This is a genomic window from Wenyingzhuangia gilva, assembly GCF_030519655.1.
Classification (GTDB): domain Bacteria; phylum Bacteroidota; class Bacteroidia; order Flavobacteriales; family Flavobacteriaceae; genus Wenyingzhuangia; species Wenyingzhuangia gilva.
Map to the genome: position 1 here is coordinate 48,079 of NZ_JAUMIT010000001.1, position 19,939 is coordinate 68,017.

General features: G+C 31.2%; 12 protein-coding genes. 10 read left to right on the forward strand and 2 right to left on the reverse strand.

The window, feature by feature from the left end:
- Positions 1-4: 4 nt before the first annotated feature.
- On the reverse strand, positions 5-3,157 hold the full coding sequence (locus QVZ41_RS00210; protein ID WP_302882544.1) for a SusC/RagA family TonB-linked outer membrane protein: 3,153 nt from the start codon (positions 3,155-3,157) through the stop codon (positions 5-7).
- A gap of 388 nt (positions 3,158-3,545) precedes the next feature.
- On the opposite strand from QVZ41_RS00210, the gene QVZ41_RS00215 reads away from it, so the two are divergent.
- The 10 genes from QVZ41_RS00215 to QVZ41_RS00260 all read left to right on the forward strand — a co-directional run bounded on the left by QVZ41_RS00215 (position 3,546) and on the right by QVZ41_RS00260 (position 18,695).
- Positions 3,546-6,275 carry a glycosyl hydrolase gene (locus tag QVZ41_RS00215; protein ID WP_302882545.1) on the forward strand — a complete coding sequence of 910 codons (2,730 nt, stop codon included), beginning with the start codon at positions 3,546-3,548 and terminating at the stop codon, positions 6,273-6,275.
- A 27-nt stretch (positions 6,276-6,302) separates the two neighbouring features.
- Entirely contained in the window at positions 6,303-7,424 is a 1,122-nt protein-coding gene (locus QVZ41_RS00220; RefSeq protein WP_302882546.1) for a glycoside hydrolase family 88/105 protein, read from the forward strand.
- 80 nt (positions 7,425-7,504) lie between these two features.
- On the forward strand, positions 7,505-8,872 hold the full coding sequence (locus QVZ41_RS00225) for a glycoside hydrolase family 28 protein (protein ID WP_302882547.1): 1,368 nt from the start codon (positions 7,505-7,507) through the stop codon (positions 8,870-8,872).
- Positions 8,873-8,990: 118 nt separating this feature from the next.
- Positions 8,991-10,811 carry a prolyl oligopeptidase family serine peptidase gene (locus QVZ41_RS00230; RefSeq protein ID WP_302882548.1) on the forward strand — a complete coding sequence of 607 codons (1,821 nt, stop codon included), beginning with the start codon at positions 8,991-8,993 and terminating at the stop codon, positions 10,809-10,811.
- 189 nt (positions 10,812-11,000) lie between these two features.
- Complete coding sequence (gene proB, locus QVZ41_RS00235; RefSeq protein WP_302882549.1) at positions 11,001-12,080, forward strand: glutamate 5-kinase; 1,080 nt, start codon at positions 11,001-11,003, stop codon at positions 12,078-12,080.
- Positions 12,081-12,082: 2 nt separating this feature from the next.
- Entirely contained in the window at positions 12,083-13,333 is a 1,251-nt protein-coding gene (locus tag QVZ41_RS00240) for a glutamate-5-semialdehyde dehydrogenase (protein ID WP_302882550.1), read from the forward strand.
- 102 nt (positions 13,334-13,435) lie between these two features.
- Positions 13,436-14,026, forward strand: a complete 591-nt coding sequence (locus tag QVZ41_RS00245; RefSeq protein WP_302882551.1) for a Crp/Fnr family transcriptional regulator — start codon at positions 13,436-13,438, stop codon at positions 14,024-14,026.
- Positions 14,027-14,249: 223 nt separating this feature from the next.
- Positions 14,250-14,825, forward strand: a complete 576-nt coding sequence (locus tag QVZ41_RS00250) for a Crp/Fnr family transcriptional regulator (RefSeq protein ID WP_302882552.1) — start codon at positions 14,250-14,252, stop codon at positions 14,823-14,825.
- A 94-nt stretch (positions 14,826-14,919) separates the two neighbouring features.
- On the forward strand, positions 14,920-16,239 hold the full coding sequence (gene der / locus QVZ41_RS00255) for a ribosome biogenesis GTPase Der (protein WP_302882553.1): 1,320 nt from the start codon (positions 14,920-14,922) through the stop codon (positions 16,237-16,239).
- Positions 16,240-16,310: 71 nt separating this feature from the next.
- Positions 16,311-18,695, forward strand: coding sequence for a GAF domain-containing protein (locus tag QVZ41_RS00260; RefSeq protein WP_302882554.1), 2,385 nt, complete (start codon positions 16,311-16,313; stop codon positions 18,693-18,695).
- 4 nt (positions 18,696-18,699) lie between these two features.
- On the opposite strand, the gene QVZ41_RS00265 is transcribed toward QVZ41_RS00260, so the two are convergent.
- On the reverse strand, positions 18,700-19,905 hold the full coding sequence (locus tag QVZ41_RS00265; RefSeq protein WP_302882555.1) for a Pycsar system effector family protein: 1,206 nt from the start codon (positions 19,903-19,905) through the stop codon (positions 18,700-18,702).
- Between the last annotated feature and the right edge of the window lie 34 nt (positions 19,906-19,939).

The following is a 19,939-nucleotide window of genomic DNA, read 5'->3' on the forward strand; positions in this document are numbered from 1 at the left end:
TTTTTTAATTAAAATTAATATTAAGCCCTAAGACAAGTGATCTAGACAATGGAGTACCTCCATAGTCCGCAGGGACTGGGAACCTACTATCACTACTTCCAGACACATTAACCGCTTCCGGGTTATATCCTCCATCGTATTTATCCCAATAAAACCAATTTTCTGCACTTACGTACACTCTTGCGTTATCAATCCTAGACACCGAAGCAAGTAGTTTGTTTAAACTATATCCTAAAGTTATATTTCTAACACTAATATAGTCTGACTTATACAACCAGTCTGTATTAGGCTTATATCCGAAATTTGTCTTCCAGTTTCCTCTTACCGCAGGATCAAGATTAATCGTATTCTCTCCATAGCCCATACCAGTTCTGTTAATAGCTCTTCCTAACAAACCATAAACATAACCACCATTTTGACCTTGAACTAAAATATTTAAGTCAAAATCTTTATACTTAAATGTATTTGTAATTCCCCAAGTATACTTTGGCAATGGATTTCCTACATCTACACGATCATCAGTATTAATTTTTTTATCATTATTTTGATCAACATATCTAGGGTCCCCTAGCACTAAAGGTTTCCCTCCAAAAGTAGTCCCTCCATTATCGATATCAGCCTGAGTAACCACACCATCTTGTACTACGGTAAAAATAGTGTACATAGGCTTTCCTACTTCTAATTTAATAAAAGGAACTCCACCTCCATAACTTGAAGAAATTTCAATCTTATCTTGATCTGGTCCTAATGCCAAAACTTTATTTTCATTATGGCTTATATTTGCAGATGTTTTCCACTCAAAATCTTTACTAATAACATTTCTCGTAGTTAATTCAAACTCCCATCCTTTGTTTTCAACCTCTCCAATATTAGACAGGTAACTTGTAAATCCAGAAGCTGCTAGTGCTGGTACTTGAAGTAATAAATCACTATTCAATTTAGTATAATAATCAAATATCCCAGTAATTCTATTATTAAACAAACCAAAATCTAAACCAAAATCTTTAGACTTAGATTCTTCCCAATGTAAATAAGGATTCGGTATACCAGATACTCCTTGACCTTGACCTGTTCCATTTCCTAAAGCGTAATTATAAGTTCCAAGAGTTGAAAAAGCAGCGTAATTACCTATATTATTACTACCATTTACCCCATAACTAGCTCTAATTTTTAATTCGCTTAACCAATCTACACTCTTCATGAAATCTTCTTGAGTTACTCTCCATCCTAAAGACAAAGAAGGAAAAGATCCCCATCTCTGCTGAGATCCAAATTTAGAAGAACCATCTCTTCTCATACTAGCTGAAAAAAGATACTTTTCTTGATAATCATACTGTAATCTTCCGAAATAAGAAACTTGTGTGTTCTTAGCTGAGTTAGTACTACCCAAAGAACCTGAAGGCAAAGTTTCGATTGTATAACTGTTATATAAATTACCTGAAGACAAACTAGCTTTTGTTATTTTATATGAATTGAAAGACATACCAGCTAAAGCAGTAAAATGATGATCTTCAGCAATATTAAAACTATAATTCAATGTATTTTCATTTACGAAGTTTTGTCTTCTATATGTATTATAACTACCTCTAATACTATTTAAATTACTACTTGGACTGTAATTTTCAGTAGTATTATCTGAATTATCAAAGTTTAATGTAGATTTTGCTGTTAATCCCTTAATTACATCATAACTTAAATATGCTGACATAATGTTTCTAAACATTGAATTTTCTCCTTTTCTAGACAATCTAGACAACATATCTGTTGTACTACTTCCCCATGCATATCTAGTAGTATATTTATCTCCACTAGCATTTGTTGTACTTTCAAAAACAGGAGTTGCACTAAGTGCTTTATGCAAGGTATTATCTTTACCTTCAACTCCTGGATTATTCTTAATTGAATACGATGGAGCAATATTTACACCCACTTTAAACCTATCTGACAACTTTACATCAATATTAGCTCTTGCTGAAAATAACTGATAATCTGTACCTATTACATATCCTTTATTCTTCTGATAGTTTCCTGAAACATAATAATTAATCATATCTGTTGCCCCCGAAGCAGATATTTGATAATTATTAAATTCTCCCAGCCTAAAAATTCTATCCTGCCAATCTACATAATCTAATCCCGGGTGACCAGGCATATCCCATCTAGGATCATACATATATGAGGTATTAAACTCATCTGGAGCTAGTATTGGCTTACCATTTGCTGTTTGATTTTGATTATATATAGCTCTTCTTTCATCAATGGTTTGTGTATCTAAAGCTCCAGGAATCCCTGATGTTCTCCATTGCTGATCAATAACTGTTTTAGCTCTACCTATCCACTCTTCTGCTGTTAATACATCTACTCTTTTTACTTCTTTGGAAATACCTGAGTAAGTATTAAATGTAAACTTAGGTTTTCCTGTTTTTCCTCTTTTAGTTGTTATTAAAACAACTCCATTAGATGCTCTGGAACCATAAATAGCAGCAGCTGCTGCATCTTTTAAAATTTCAATAGATGCTATATCATTAGGATTCATATTATCCAACGGGCTTCCATTAGAAAAACTTCCACTACTTGAAGTTCCCTCTGTATGTATAGGGAAACCATCAATAACATACAAAGGTTCATTTCCCGCTGATATGGATCCTGTACCCCTAATATTTATACTAAACGGCTCTCCCGGCATACCAGTAGTTTGTTTAACTCTTACCCCAGAAATTTGACCTACCAACCCTTGATCCACTCGAGATATCGGTCGTTCAACAAAATTATCCGTCTTAATAGAAGATAATGCTCCTGTAGTCATAATTCTTTTTTGAGTACCATAACCAACCAAAACAACTTCATCTAAGGCCGTATTGCTTGGCTTCATTTTAATTTTATATTCATTAGCAGCACCTATAACTTGCTCTTTAACCTCATAACCAATGTAGGAGAAAACTAATGTTTGACCAGCAGAAACATCAATACTAAATCTCCCATCAAAATCACTAGCAGTACCCGTATTTGTACCCTTAATAACAATATTAACCCCAATCATAGGAAGATTTGAGGAGTCTGAAACAATACCTGTAACTTTTTTTTGCTGGGCATAGCCTAATGTATGTATCAAAACATACATTAATACCCCCATAAACAGTGTTTTTTTGTTTTTCATATTATATAATTTTAGTTAATAATCATCAAAAATATTTTTTACAAACCAGTAGGGTATCCCGTACTGACCTGTAACAAAACGGTGTTAAAAACACACTTACACAGTTACTAACTTGATAAACAATCAGTTTCAACACTGAATAATTAATAAAAAAAACAACATAATATTATATAAAAATTAACAAAATAAATAATTCGATAAAAACATTTTAGTGAAAAATCTTAGATAGACAATACAACTCTTTTATGATTTCAGAAACTAAACTACAGGTAAGAACAGGACACGATATAAAACTATCTTTAATAGTTTTATATTCTTATTCTATCCATATAATTATTTAATTGTTATTAAATAAAACATATCTTTTATAAAAAAAATCAAAGTAGTAATGAAAATAAAACTAAGCCACATCCCTTTACTTTTCGGAGTCTTTTTCACCTTTAATTCTTTTGGTCAAGAAACAGTTTCTAAAACTCCTTGGACAGAAAAAACCAACATTAATAAACCATGGACGCGTTGGTGGTGGATGGGTAGTGCCGTTGATGAAGATAATTTGAAACAAAATTTAATTGATTTACATAATGTAGGTATTGGCGGAGTAGAAATAGCCCCTATATATGGGGTAAAAGGAGAGGAAGATAATTTTATTGATTACTTATCTCCTAAATGGATAAAAATGCTAGACTATACCATTAAAATTGCTGATAGTTTAGACATGCAAGTAGATTTAACGTTAGGAACCGGTTGGCCTTATGGAGGACCACAAGTAACACCTCAATATGCAGCTACTAAATTGGTCACTGAAAAGTATGAAGTTAAAAAAGGAACTGTTTTTAATCAAGATGTTATAGTCACAAACGAAAGAGACAGAAAGAACGCTACCCTGCAATACGTTTTAGCATATGGCGAAAAGGGCGACTTTATAGATTTAACTTGTGAACTCAAAAACAACTCTTTAAAATGGAAAGCTAAAAAAGACAATTATACTATTTATGCCATTTTTGAAGGAAAAACAGGACAAAAAGTAAAAAGAGCTGCTCCGGGTGGTAGTGGATTTACACTTGACCATTATTCAGTTGATGCTTTAAAAACATATGTAAAACCTTTTGATGATGCCTTGGTTGGGTTTGATGGAAAAATAAGATCTATTTTTAACGATAGTTACGAAGTATACGGAACTAATTACACTGCAAAATTCTTTGAAGCTTTTGAAAAGTTTAGAGGTTACGATTTAAAACCACACATTCCTTTGTTGTTGGATCAAAATGATACCGAAGAAGGAAACAGAATTAAAAGCGATTATAGAGAAACCATTTCTGATTTGTTAAAAAACTTTGACAATCATTGGACTGCATGGGGAAATAACAAAGGTTTTAAATCTAAATTACAAGCCCATGGTTCTCCGGGTAATTTAATCGACTTGTACGCTTCTGCTGATATTCCAGAATGTGAAACTTTTGGTTCTATGCCTTATGACATTCCGGGTTTACGTAGAGAAAAAGAGGATATCAGAGATGGAGATGCGGATCCTGTAATGCTTAAATTTTCATCTTCGGCAGGACACATTTCAGGAAAACCTTTAACCTCATCAGAAACCTTTACTTGGCTAAGAGATCATTTTAAAACTGCTGTTTCTCAATGTAAACCAGAAGTAGAAGATTTACTTTTAAACGGAATTAACCATGTATTTTTACACGGAACTACTTATTCTCCAAAGCGAGCTGCTTGGCCAGGTTGGAAATTTTATGCCTCGGTAAACTTTAACCCTAATCTGACTATTGGTGAAGAAGAAGCTCAATTATTTTCTTATATCGCTAATTGTCAATCTTTATTACAATCGGGAACTCCAGACAACGAAAATTTACTATACTGGCCTATTTATGATACTTGGGGTAAAAACTTAGACGGAACTTTATTTTTTGAGTTTAAAATTCACTCTTTAAAAAAATGGTTACACGGAACTTCTTTTTATGATACTACTAGAAAATTGATGGACAAAGGTTATGGAATGGATTTTATTTCTGACAACTTCATCAAACAAGCAACTTTTAAAAATGGAATGATTCATTTACCTGGAGGAAGCTACAAAACTTTAATTATTCCAGCTTGTACCAACATGCCATTAGCTACATTAGAAAAATTAATAAATCTGAAAAAACAAGGAGCTAAAATTATTTTTGAAGGTTTACCAAGTTCTGTTCCTGGATTTAATGACTATCAAAAAGAAAACAAAAAACTACAAAAATTACTAGTCAAAAATAAATCTATCATCTACCCTACCAATGATGTTTTTGCTGATTTAACACAGGCAAATGTTCAACCTGAAAAACTAGTAGAAACGGGATTGAAATTTATTAGAAGAGATGACAACGGAAATAAAATCTACTATTTGGTAAATCACACAGCCAAAGCAGTAGATCAATATATCCCTGTAAATATATACAACAAAGAAGTGATTATTTTCAATCCTAACACTTCTGATTACGGGAAAGCACAAACAAAAAAACAAGGAAATATTACATTGGTTAAAGTACAAATAAAACCAGGACAATCTTTATTCTTAAAATCTGAAGACACTTCTGATATTAAAAATTGGTCATATTTTAAAGCGACTGACAAAACCTATAAAATTGAAGGTGACTGGGATATTTCATTCTTAAGAGGAGGGCCAAGTTTACCAAAAACTGAAACCGTTTCTGAATTAACTTCTTGGACAACTTTAAGCAAAGAAGCAGAAGGTTTTTCTGGAACAGCTAGATATCAAATCACCATTCAAAATCCTGATGAAAACGTTCAAAACTGGTTACTAAAATTAGGTAATGTTAGAGAAAGTGCTAAAATTTGGGTAAACGGAAAATCCGTTGGAGCCTTATGGTCTAATCCTTTTGAAATAAATATTGGATCGCTTAAAAAAGGAGAAAACATCATTACTTTAGAAGTGACAAACTTATCTGCAAACAGAATTAGAGCTAAAGAAATGAGAGGTGAAGAATGGAAAAACTTCTATGAAATTAATATGGTAGACAAAGATTATAACAAATTTGATGCTACCAAATGGAAACCAATGCCATCAGGTTTGTTAGGCCCTATCACTTTAACTCCATTAACAAAAAATTAAATTACACAAATATTAAAAACATATCACATGAAAAAACACCTCTTACTTGTATGTATTTCTGTCCTGAGTCTTCAAACTGCTTTTAGTCAAATTTCTGACAAAAAGAAGGTTTTAGAAAAAATGCAACTTGCCAATGAATACTTTATGAACAAATGGCAAGATGTAGGAAAAACCATTATTACCAACAAAGAACGCCCAAGTAATATTTGGACTCGTGGCGTTTATTATGAAGGATTAATGGCTTTGTATGAAATTTACCCAAAAGAAGAGTATTACAAATATGCATACGACTGGGCTGAATTCCACGACTGGGGATTTAGAAATGGAAATGCCAACAGAAATGCTGATGACTATTGTGCTGCACAAACTTATATCGATTTATATAATTTAGAACCTGATCCTAAAAAATTAAAAAACACAAAAGCATGTATAAATATGCTTTTAAACACTCCTCAATTAGATGATTGGTCTTGGATTGATGCCATCCAAATGGGAATGCCTGTATTTGCTAAATTAGGAGTTTTAGAAAACGATGATCGTTATTATGAAAAAATGTACGATATGTACATGTATACCAGAGACAAACACGGAGATCACGGACTTTACAACCCTAAAGATGGTCTTTGGTGGAGAGATGCTGACTTTGATCCTCCATACACAGAACCAAATGGTGAAGATTCTTACTGGAGCCGTGGTAACGGATGGGTAATTGCTGCTTTGGCAAAAGTATTAACCATTATTCCAGAAAATGCTCCACACAGAGAACAGTACATCATAGATTTAAAATCTATGGCACAAGCCTTAGTTCCAATCCAAAGAAAAGATGGTTTTTGGAACGTAAGTTTACACGATCCTAAACATTATGGAGGAAAAGAATTATCTGGAACAGCGTTATTTGTTTACGGTATGGCTTACGGTGTAAATAACGGAATTTTAGATAAAGAAACTTATTTACCAGTAATTGAAAAAGCTTGGAATGCCATGATTGAAGACGGACTACATAAAAACGGATTTTTAGGATATTTACAATCAACAGGTAAAGAACCTAAAGATGGACAACCTTTATCTTATGACAAGATTCCTGATTTTGAAGATTACGGCTTAGGATGTTTTCTTTTAGCAGGAGCTGAAGTTTACAGAATTAAATAATGACATCACTCATATAAAAACTACTATCGATACGTTTTCGGTAGTAGTTTTTTTTATACATCCCAATGAACAAATTCACTATGAAAAAAGTTATTTTTCTTTTAACAACCTTTTTAACTTTACTATACGCATGCAATCACAAAAAAACAGCCATAACTTTGGATGAAATTAAAGTGGACGCTCCTTTTGAAATGCCTATCATTCAAATCCCTAATTTCAGTAGTTGTGAAACTTTTTCTATTGTAGATTTTGGAGCAGTTAAAGGTGATAAAGAAAAAAATGCTTTGGCTATTGACAATGCTATTGAGGAAGCTAATAAAGCTGGAGGAGGAATTGTTGTGATTCCCGAAGGAGAATGGATTACCAAAAAATTACATTTTAAAAGCAATGTAAATTTACATCTAAATAAAGGAGCAACTTTACTTTTTTCAGAAAAACCTGAGGATTACTTACCAGCAGTTCATACTACTTGGGAAGGAATGGAATGCTACAATTATTCTCCTTTAATTTATGCTTACGAATGTGAGAACATCGCCATTACTGGTGAAGGGAAACTTAAAGCCAAAATGGATGTTTGGACAAAATGGTTTGCAAGGCCTGCTCCACATATGAATAGTTTAAAACGCTTATACAACCTATGTGCTAAAAACACTTTGGTTGAAGAAAGACAAATGGTAAATGACACTGCACATTTACGTCCTCAATTCATACAATTCAACAGGTCAAAAAACATATTATTAGAAGGAATTAGTATTGAAAATAGTCCGTTTTGGACGATTCATCCTTATTTATCAAAAGATGTGGTGATTAGAAATATTAAGGTTTATGCTCATGGACACAACAATGATGGTGTAGATCCTGAAATGTCTCAAAATATGTTGATTGAAAATTGTGTTTTTGATCAAGGTGATGATGCCATTGCAGTAAAATCTGGTCGTAACCAAGATGCTTGGCGTTTAAACACACCTACCAAAAACTTAGTGCTTAGAAATTTATTGGTAAAAAACGGACATCAATTATTGGCTATTGGTAGTGAACTTTCTGGTGGAATTGAAAATGTTTTTATGGACAATTGCGAAGTTGTTGATGGTGCAAAGTTAGGTCACTTGGTGTTTATTAAAACCAATGAACGTAGAGGTGGTTATGTTAAAAACATTCATGTTACCAATATTAAATGCGGTAAAATTGACCTTGGTGTTTTAGGAATTGAAACAGATGTATTGTATCAATGGAGAGATTTGGTACCAACTTACGAAAGAAGATTAACACCTATTAGTGATATATATCTTGAAAATTTTGAAACAAAGGATGTAAAGTTTGTGACCAATATTCAAGGACAAAAAGAAGAGCCTATTAAAAATATCAACTTAAAGAATATCAAATGTGAGGTGATTGAAGGCGAAAAACATATTCAAGAGAATCTTATTGGTTTTCATGAAATAAAATAAATATGGATAACAAATATCAACCAATATATGTTAATTATATTTATCGTTCAAAATTAACACAAACACAAAATCATACTAATAGCAAAAAATCAATTACTATTTGTAATACCAGAATATTATGAAAAAAACAATCCAAAATCTTAACAAAGTACTGCTTTTTAGTTTAGCCCTCTTTGCAGGAATATCGACAAACACATTTTCGCAAGAAAATCAAATTCCTTTATGGGACAAAGTTCCCAACTCTAAAAAGAACAAAGACTATAAGGAAGAACCTAGATTAGATAAAAATGGAAACAGAACAGGGATTAGAAAGGTAACAGATCCAACCATTACTCCTTATATAGTTGATAATGGTTCTGATGAAAACACAGCTGTGATTATTTGTCCTGGTGGTGGATATTCTGTTTTATCTTTTGATAAAGAAGGGATTGAAATTGCTAAATACTTTAACTCTATTGGTATTTCAGCTTTTGTATTAAAATATAGGTTGCCAACAGATATTATTATGAAGGACAAAACCATTGGTCCCTTACAAGATGCACAAGAAGCTATTAGAACAGTAAGAAGAAATGCAAAAGAATGGAACATCAATCCAAATAAAATTGGAGTGATTGGGTTTTCTGCGGGAGGACACTTGGCTTCTACCCTTTCTACACATTATAATGATGAAGTTTACAAATCAGATAAAACAAGTGCAAGACCAGATTTTTCTATCTTAATCTATCCTGTGATTTCAATGGAAGATGGTATTACACACAACGGATCTAAGGTTAATTTAATAGGGAAAGAAGCCACTGCTGACTTGATTCAAAAATACTCAAACGAAAAACAAATTGATGCCAACACACCTCCTACTTTTTTAATTCACGCTACAGATGACCATGCAGTACCTGTAGAAAATAGCATCAACTATTATTTAAAATTAAAAGAGAACAAAGTTCGTGCAGAAATGCATATTTATGAAAATGGAGGTCACGGATTTGGATTAGGAAGGGTAGGAACCAGTCTTGATTGGTCTAAATCACTAACAACTTGGTTAAAGGTAAACCATTTTACACCAGAAAAACCTGTCTATATGTTTTCTTATTTTAAAGGAAATGGGGAAGATGGTTTACATTTTGCTTATAGCAACGATGGATATACTTTTAAAACCTTAAAAAATGATACTTCTTTTTTAACGCCTGAAGTTGGAAAAGACAAGTTGATGAGAGATCCTTGTATTATTAAAGGAGGTGATGGTTTATACCACATGGTATGGACAGTTAGCTGGACAGACAAAGGAATTGGATATGCCAACTCTAAAGATTTAACTCATTGGTCAGAACAACAATTTATTCCGGTAATGGAGCATGAAAAAGACACACGAAACACTTGGGCTCCAGAAATTACTTATGATGATACTACCAAAGAATATATGATTTATTGGGCATCTACCATTATAGGTACTTTTCCAGAAACACAAACTACTGAAGATGCAGGATATAATCATAGAATATATTACACGACTACCAAAGATTTTAAAGAATTTAGCAAAACTAAATTATTATATGATCCTGGGTTTAATGTGATTGATGCTAGCATTCAAAAGCAAGGAGATCAATTTGTAATGTTTTTAAAAGATGAAACCAAAAAGCCAGTACAAAAAAATATTAAAGTTGCTTTTAGCGACAAATTAACAGGACCTTACTCTGAAGCAAGTGAACCTATTACAGGGAAATATTGGGCAGAAGGACCAACAGCGATCAACATAAATGGAAGTTGGATTGTTTATTTTGATAAATACACCGATCATAAATACGGGGCAATTACTTCTAAAAACTTAAAAGATTGGGAAGATATTTCTGATCAAATTACTTTTCCAAAAGGAACAAGACACGGAACTATTTTTAAAATTTCTCAAAAAGAATTTAAAAAATTATTAGATAAAATAAAGGGATAAGTTATTTTGCATAATCTTCAAAAAACCTTCAACATTTGTTGAAGGTTTTTTGTTTTTATCATTTTTATTCAAACAATTTATTTATTAAATGAGCACCAATGCACATGGATAGCGCTTGTACATTCTTTAAAAAATAACGACTTTTGCAATACCATATTTGTTTTTTCATTATTAGAAGCAATAATCACCATGAATGTTATATCTAAGAAGATTTTAATTAAAATAGGTTCCAATGTTCTTACGCTTTCATCAGGTGCTCCTAATAAAGAACGTATTGAACATATTGTGGAGCAAGTTGCTGCTTTAAAAAAGCAAGGACATCAAGTAATTTTAGTATCCTCTGGAGCTGTTGCTGCAGGTAGACCTCAAGTGATTTTACCAAATTCTTTGGATGCAGTGAGTAAAAGACAAGTATTGGCCTCTGTGGGACAAATTGCTTTGATGAATCTATACAATAGCTTTTTTAACAACCATCAGTTGGTATGCTCTCAGGTATTAATTACCAAAGAATCTTTTAGTACCAGAGAACATTATTTAAATATGACCAATTGTATTGAAGCATTGTTAAAATGTAACATTACTCCTATTATTAACGAAAATGATGTGGTTTCTGTTACAGAATTAATGTTTACAGATAATGATGAATTGTCTGGTTTGGTAGCAAGTATGGTACAGGCGGATGAATTACTGATTTTGAGTAATGTTGATGGAATTTTTACAGACCATCCTACAAAACCTAATGCTAAACTAATTAGAGATTTTGACAATGAAGAAATCGACTTAGAAAGTGCTATTAGCGAAGAAAAATCAGAATTTGGACGTGGGGGAATGTTAACCAAAGCCAATACCGCTATTAAAATTGCTGCTTTGGGTGTAAATGTATCTATAGGAAATGGTACTGTCCCCAATATTACTGCCCAGCTCTTAAATAGAGAAACTGGAACGTTTTTTAAAGCTCGTCACGATAAAAACAAATCGGCAGTAAAAAAATGGATCACCAATTCTGGTACTTTTTCTAAAGGAAAAGTAACCATTAACAAAGGAGCTCACGAAGCCCTTTTAAGCAATCAAGCCAATAGCTTATTGCCTGTTGGAATTGAAAAAATTGAAGGTGATTTTAAAAAAGGTGACATCATTACCATTATTAATAGCGACGGTAATGAAGTAGGTTATGGAAAGGCATCTTATGGTGCAGAGAAAGCCCATGTGTTTCAAAAAAAACACAACCAACCTGCGTTAGTGCACTATAATTACTTAACAATAAAGTAAGAATGGAATTTAAATTAGAACAAACATTTCAAAATGCTAGAAACGCAAGTAGAGCATTAATTGAAATATCATCAGAAGAAATTAACAACATATTGGTAGAAATTGCAGACAAGGCAATTGCTAACACGGATGTTATTTTAAAAGCAAATCAAAAAGATTTAGATCGTATGGATAAGAACGATCCAAAATATGATCGTTTATTATTAGATGCAGATAGGATTACAGGAATTGCAGGAGATATTAAAAATGTTGCTCGTTTAGAAAGCCCTATCGGTAAAATCATTGAAAATAAAGTTTTAGATAACGGTTTAGATATTTCTAGAATAAAAGTGCCTATTGGTGTCATTGGAGTAATTTATGAAGCTAGACCAAATGTATCTTTTGATGTATTTGCTATTTGTTTTAAAACTCAAAATGCATGTATTTTAAAAGGTGGTAGTGATGCTGAATTTTCTAACATTGCCATTGTAAACATTATTAAAGAAGTCTTAAAAAGTCATAATATCAATACAGATGTTGTAACTCTTTTACCAGCTGATAGAAGTGCTACTACTGAAATGTTAAATGCAGTAAAGTATGTAGATGTTATTATTCCAAGAGGTAGTCAAGGTTTAATTAACTATGTACGTGAAAACGCAAAAGTTCCTGTGATTGAAACTGGAGCTGGTATTGTACATATTTATTTTGATAAAGATGGAGATGTAAAAAAAGGAACAGCTATTATAGCCAATTCTAAAACAAGAAGAGTTAGTGTTTGTAATGCTTTAGACTGTTTGCTAATTCATGAATCTCAATTAAGCAATTTAAATAAATTGTCTACAGAGTTAGCTAGTAAAGGAACCCTTGTATATGCTGATGAAAAATCTTACAAACATTTAACAGACTACCCAAAAGATTTATTAAACAAAGCTGAAGAGACTCACTTTGGTACTGAATTCTTAGCTAACACCATGTCTATTAAAACAGTAGCTAATATAGATGAAGCCTTAAATCATATTGCTAAATATAGCTCTAAACATAGTGAATCTATTATTTCTGAAAATGCTGAAACCATAGCAAAATACTTAAATGTGGTAGATGCTGCTGCTGTATACGCAAACGCATCTACAGCCTTTACTGATGGAGCTCAATTTGGTTTAGGGGCCGAAATAGGTATTAGTACTCAAAAACTACATGCAAGAGGTCCTATGGGCTTAGACGAGATTACTTCATACAAATGGGTCATCAAAGGGAATGGACAAACTAGGTCTTAAGCCAGTATAATATATTTTTATACAAGCTTAAAAATCTGTATATTTGAATAGTTACCTTCTTAGAAGGTAACTATTCTTTTTTTTATTAAAACTGAACTTAAAATGCCTAACAGAATTGTAGATTTTTTATCGAGAACTCAACTAATACCTACTAATGAGGCTGATATATTAATGAGTTTGGTAAAACCTATGACACTTCTTAAAGGTGAATATTTAAATTTTGAAGACAAGATACCAAAACACGGAGCGTTTGTTATTTCTGGAGTTTTACGAGAATTTTATACTGATGCTAAAGGGGTTGATTATATAAGACGATTTGCCTACGAAAATTGGTGGATGGTTGATTTATATGAACTAATACAAAACAAACCTGCTCTTTGCAGTGTACAAGCCTTAGAAAAAACTGAGTTACTTACTTTTACCAAAGAAGATTGTTTGGTTTTAATGGAAAAATGTCCTGTTGCTTCTAAAGTCTTAGAAGAAATATCGGCTGCAGAAAAATATTCCCTAGCCAAAAAAGAGAAACAAAAAAGAAGTTTAACTGCACAAGAAAACTACGAACATCTAATAAAACTTCATCCTAGGATAGACAAAAGAATACCACTTTTTCACATTGCCTCTTACCTAAACATCAAACCAGAATCATTAAGCAGGATAAGAAAACAAATGAGTTTAACAAAAAAAAACTCATAAACAACTTATTTTCTGTTAGTTATTTTTTTAATACTCAAAACAACTATTATTTATTTTATTATTAATTTTTAATGTAATTTTGCTAACCTATTAAAGAAAAATTAACAAAGTTGTAAAACGGATTTATTATTGTATTGATATATAAATACCTGCTAAAATTTATATAGTTATCTGTACTATGTTAGATATTACAATTATAAACCCACCCTAAATCATTTGAGTAATGCTTTATAAAATAAAAGAGTACTACAAAAAGAGAGGCGTTATTATTCCCGAAAATGAATTTGATATCATTTCTGAATTTCTTCAATGTAGATCTTTAAAGAAAAAAGAATTTTTCTACAAAACTGGAGATACTAACACTTCTGCGGCATACATCCTTAAAGGAGCTGTGAGAGTATTTATTACTGACAAACAAAAAACAGAATACAATCGTTTTTTTGCATTTGAAGATTGGTGGATAGGAGAATACCATCAAATAATGAACAACCTACCTTCTAAAACGAGCATACAAGCCCTTGAAAAAACAGAAATGATTGAAATAACAAAGGAAGCCTTTGATGTTATTTTAGAAAATTGCCCTGTATTTACAAGAGCCACTTTTAACTTTTATTTAAAAAATTATGCCAACCTTTTAGAAAAAGAAGAAATTAAAAAAACGTTAACCATAGAAGATTTGTATCTAGATCTTTTAAAAAACAAACCAGAAATTTTAAAAAGAATTCCGCTTTATCACATTGCAAGTTATTTGGGCGTTAAACCTGAGTCTCTTAGTAGGGTTAAAAAGAAATTTCAATAAATCCTATCGGTAAAATTTAATTTTATCGCTTTCATTATTTGCTTTGATTTTATAACCATTCATTTTACGTATCTTTGCACAAAATTTACATTTCATGAATAGTATTGTAGCCATAGTAGGAAGACCAAATGTAGGAAAATCTACGTTATTTAATAGATTGATTCAGCGTAGAGAAGCTATTGTTGATGACGTTAGTGGTGTTACAAGAGACAGACATTATGGTAAAAGTGATTGGAATGGAAAAGAATTTTCTTTAATTGATACTGGAGGATATGTAGAAGGATCTGACGATATTTTTGAAGAAGAAATTAGAAAGCAAGTTATTTTAGCACTTGAAGAATGTGATATTATTGTTTTTGTAGTTGATGTTACTGCAGGAATTACTCCTTTAGATGAGACTGTTGCTATTCTTTTAAGAAAAACTAAAAAACCTGTTTTTGTAGCTATCAACAAAGTTGATAACGCTATGAGAGAATCTGATGCCTATGAATTCTACAATCTAGGTTTAGGTGATTTTTACACCATTTCATCAATTAATGGAGGTGGTACTGGAGAATTATTAGATGCTTTGGTAAAAGAAATGCCTGAAAAAGATGAAGATGACACAGACATTAACCCTAGTGATGAATTACCAAGATTTGCGGTTGTGGGAAGACCAAATGCAGGAAAATCATCTTTTATAAATGCCTTAATTGGAAAAGACAGAAATATTGTAACTGATATTGCTGGAACTACAAGAGACACTATTGATACTGTTTATAATAAATTTGGTTTTGATTTTAAACTAGTAGATACTGCTGGAATTAGAAAAAAATCAAAGGTTAAAGAAGATATTGAATTTTACTCTGTAATGAGAGCGGTTAGAGCTATTGAGTATTGTGATGTTGCTATTTTAATGGTAGATGCTACTCGTGGTTTTGAAGGTCAAGATCAAAATATTTTTTGGTTGGCTCAAAAAAACCGTAAAGGAATTGTGATTTTGGTTAACAAATGGGATTTGCTAGACAAAGAAACAAATACCATGAAAAAGTGTGAGGAAATGATTCGTAAAGAAATTGCTCCTTTTACAGATGTTCCTATTATTTTCACCTCAACCATTACAAAACAACGTTTGTTAAAAGCTTTAGAGACTGCTGTTGAAGTTCACAAAAGCAGAAGTAATAAAATACAAACAAGCAAACTAAACGAAACGATGTTAGAGGTGATTCAAAACTACCCACCTCCTGCTGTAAAAGGAAAATACATTAAAGTTAAATACTGTATGCAATTACCAACGCCAACACCTCAGTTTGCGTTCTTTGCTAATTTACCTCAATATATTAGAGAGCCATATAAGCGTTTCTTAGAAAATAAAATGAGAGAAATTTACGATTTTAAAGGAGTACCAATTACTATTTATTTTAGACAAAAATAGACTGTTATTAATGATTACATTTTACGACCTATATTTTGTAAATTCATTCTGAAATACATAAATAAAGGTATATGTATATTTTAAAAAGTCCAATAATCAATAAAGAATTACCTATCAAAATTCATATTAGTTTTGATAGCATTTTTGAGTATCTGGAAAATCAGGCAAAAAATACGGGAAGTATTTTCCACGATTCTGCCATGAAATTGCTTCAGGAAGCGAATCAATATCCAGAACTTAAAGAAGGATTTACTGATTTCTCTTTATTAAAAACTTACGAACATCAAATACAGAAGTTACTCTCTATTTTATTTCCAGACCTTTTACAAACCAACGAAATAAAAGCAGCCTCTATTCCTTTTGATATGACTGCTTTTATGCTCTCTAAAAGATTTAGAGCCATTATAGAGAATGCTGGTGATGATTTTAAATACGAAATAAGAAACTTTGATACCAAAAACATGTACATCCTTACTTGCGTGTACATATTAAGTTCTTACTACAACGAAAAAATAGATTTTAAAAGGCCTTTTTTTTATGATATTCCCGATGTAAAAAACAACACCATCAAAACTTATAGAGCTTTATACAATGCAGATTTTGCAAAAATTATAAAAACAGACAACACTCCAGAATTAACCAAAGATGACATCAAACTTTTATTAAGAAATTTTGATAATATAGATATTTGGAAAGAAAAATTCCCTCCCAATTCATATATTTTTAAAGGTTTTGGAATTATTAATCTTTTTGATGTTACCCAAGACGAAACCATTTCTAACATCAAAAACACTGTCATTAAAAGAGACATCAACACACTTGGGAATCTTGAAAAAAATTTACAGAAATTACTTGATATTCCAGATCTAAAAATGGGGATTTCTATTTATAATAAAGAAGAAGGAAGTAGGAATGTAAACTTTATAAAAACTAAAATTAATCATAGTCTTATTTCTAAAGAATATCATTGTGATGTTAAAGATTACTTTTGTCAAAATATTAAAAATCGTGTTTTTAACGACTATTTAATTACCAGTATTGCGGATGTTGATGAATATAAAAAGAATTCAAATGAAGATGAATTTTACAAATCCATAAACTCTAAAAACATCAAAAGTCTTGTACTCGTTCCCATAGTACTAGACAATGATTATATTGCTGTATTAGAATTAGCATCGCCAAAAAGCTATGCTTTAAATTCTGTAAATGCTAATAAGCTAAAAGACATTTTACCAGTATTAAACATTAGTTTACAAAAAGCTATTGATGAACGTCAAAATTTATTAGAGTCTGTTATTCAAGAAAATTACACCACCATTCACCCTAGTGTAAAATGGAAGTTTTACAATGCTGCAGATGAATACTTACTAAACAATAGCCAAAACAACCATACCAAACTGAAAAACATCACCTTTAAAAATGTATATCCATTATATGGACAATGTGATGTAAAAGATTCTTCAGCATCAAGAAACAAAGCCATTCAAGATGATTTAAGTTCTCAATTAAAAGATACTATTTTCTTATTTGAAAAAATTCATCAAAAAGAAAAACTATTGATTTATGATGAAATTATTTACCGTTTACATAAAACTTTAAAATCAATTAAAAATGGTATCAAAACTACTGATGAGTTACAAATCACAGATTTTTTTAAAGAGGATATTTACCCTGTTTTAAATCATTTAAAAGAACATCACACGTTCATCAAAAATGATATTATTGACTACGAAAACAAAATTGATCCAGTTTTAAAGATTGTATATAAAAAACGTAAAGCCTACGAGGATTTTATTTCTAATTTGAATAGTAGTTTGGCTAAACATTTAGACCATGCTCAAAAAGAAGCACAAGCATTTTATCCACATTATTACGAACGCTTTAAAACCGATGGTTTAGACTACAATATTTATATAGGTGAAAGTATTAGTAATACAAAAGAATTTCATCCTATATACATTAAAAACATCAAACTTTGGCAATTGATTCAGCAATGTGAACTTGAAAAAATTGCAAAACAAATTGATCTTAAACATCAAGATATTAGCTTACAAGTCACCTCTTTAATTCTAGTCAATTCTCAACATTTAGATATTAAATTTAGAATGGATGAGAAAAAATTTGATGTAGATGGAGCTTATAATATGCGATATGAAATTATTAAGAAAAGGATTGATAAATCATACATCAAAGGAACCAAAGAACGATTGACCCAAACAGGTAAATTAGCCATTGTTTATACACACGAATACGACTTAGAAGAGTATTTAAAATACATTGAATACTTAACCCAACAAAACTATTTTACGGAAGAAATAGAACATTTGGATATTGAAGATTTACAAGGGGTTTCTGGTCTAAAAGCGATTAGAGTAGGGATTAACTATCAAAAGGAAAACAACAATTTATTGTCTTTTGAAAATCTACTAAAAGCAACTAAGCTAATTACTGAATAATTTTTTAGATTCCTAAATTATAAAAAGAAACTCCAAAAGAAATTACAGAAAGAATAATCCCTGTCATAAAAATGGTATAGGTAATTCTTAATAATTTGTATTTTCTTGCCAATACTACTCCTAGAAAATATAAATCTTTGTTTAACGATTTGTACAAATATTCTCGGTCATCAATCAACGCAAACATACTGTCATCAAAAGTTTGTAATGGCATTTTATGAAAGTTTCCAAAAAACAATAAATTCACTTTTTTATTATCTACATCCTGCTGAGAAAAAGTCCCAGAGGTTACTTTTGGTCTTGTTGATAAAATGGCGAATATAATGGAAATAACAGCTGTTAAAAGAAAAATAATGGTCGGTGTGATTAAGTAATGATTATCTGCTTTGTCTAATTTAGGAAACAAACTAGATAAGGCTAAAGACAAAATAATAGCATTTACACTTAACAAAATATTGGCTTTAGAATCTGCAATAGCACTTAATTTTATATGGTTACGTAAAGTAACTCTGTACATGGTTTCAACAGTCTTATCTGCCTTTTTATCAAAAGCACTCTTCGTCTTTTTAGATTTGTTTTTTTCTCTTTTAAGCAATGCATCATCTTCTTTTTGAATGGCATTTTTTAATTTTTTTTCGTTAGATGCCAAGTTTGATGATTTTAAAGCACTCCAATGTCTAAAAGCAAAATCGGTATAAAATTTATGATGTCTTAAAAATTCTGAATTGCATTGAAACCACTCTACATCTGTCAACGTTTTTCCTTCTAACAACTCCCACTCTGCCCTTAACAATTTACTATCCGATTCAAACGATGAAGTTGCTACGTGAAACAAATCTGCATCACAAATAATTTCTTCTAACTTATTTTTAGGATTTTGCGGCATTTTTGTAGCTCTAATACAATCAACCACAACCTCAATTTTATCTTCATCGTAATGATGATCTTTTAAAAAACTTATTACTTCTTTTACACTTCTTTCTTCGTGTCCCTCTCCTCCTTTTGTATATCCAATGTCATGAAACCAAGCTGCCAGTAACAAACATTCTTTATCCTCTTCAGAAATATTTTCTTCTTTAGCCAAAGTTTTAGCAGCATCAACCACATCTTGTGTATGCGTTATGCTATGATAAATAGTACCTGAAGGTAAATTATGTTTTAAATAACTAACAACATATAATTCTGCAGATTCAACAATAGAAGATTTCATATCTTTATATTACGATTTAAAGTAAATTTATTAA

What these genes read in the sequence shown, in the direction of transcription:
- QVZ41_RS00230 (WP_302882548.1), top strand. Translation starts at nt 8,991, where the DNA reads ATGAAAAAAACAATCCAAAATCTTAACAAAGTACTGCTTTTTAGTTTA.
- QVZ41_RS00245 (WP_302882551.1), top strand. Translation starts at nt 13,436, where the DNA reads ATGCCTAACAGAATTGTAGATTTTTTATCGAGAACTCAACTAATACCT.
- QVZ41_RS00265 (WP_302882555.1), bottom strand. Translation starts at nt 19,905, where the DNA reads ATGAAATCTTCTATTGTTGAATCTGCAGAATTATATGTTGTTAGTTAT.
- QVZ41_RS00250 (WP_302882552.1), top strand. Translation starts at nt 14,250, where the DNA reads ATGCTTTATAAAATAAAAGAGTACTACAAAAAGAGAGGCGTTATTATT.
- QVZ41_RS00215 (WP_302882545.1), top strand. Translation starts at nt 3,546, where the DNA reads ATGAAAATAAAACTAAGCCACATCCCTTTACTTTTCGGAGTCTTTTTC.
- QVZ41_RS00225 (WP_302882547.1), top strand. Translation starts at nt 7,505, where the DNA reads ATGAAAAAAGTTATTTTTCTTTTAACAACCTTTTTAACTTTACTATAC.
- der (WP_302882553.1), top strand. Translation starts at nt 14,920, where the DNA reads ATGAATAGTATTGTAGCCATAGTAGGAAGACCAAATGTAGGAAAATCT.
- QVZ41_RS00240 (WP_302882550.1), top strand. Translation starts at nt 12,083, where the DNA reads ATGGAATTTAAATTAGAACAAACATTTCAAAATGCTAGAAACGCAAGT.
- QVZ41_RS00210 (WP_302882544.1), bottom strand. Translation starts at nt 3,157, where the DNA reads ATGAAAAACAAAAAAACACTGTTTATGGGGGTATTAATGTATGTTTTG.
- QVZ41_RS00220 (WP_302882546.1), top strand. Translation starts at nt 6,303, where the DNA reads ATGAAAAAACACCTCTTACTTGTATGTATTTCTGTCCTGAGTCTTCAA.
- proB (WP_302882549.1), top strand. Translation starts at nt 11,001, where the DNA reads ATGAATGTTATATCTAAGAAGATTTTAATTAAAATAGGTTCCAATGTT.
- QVZ41_RS00260 (WP_302882554.1), top strand. Translation starts at nt 16,311, where the DNA reads ATGTATATTTTAAAAAGTCCAATAATCAATAAAGAATTACCTATCAAA.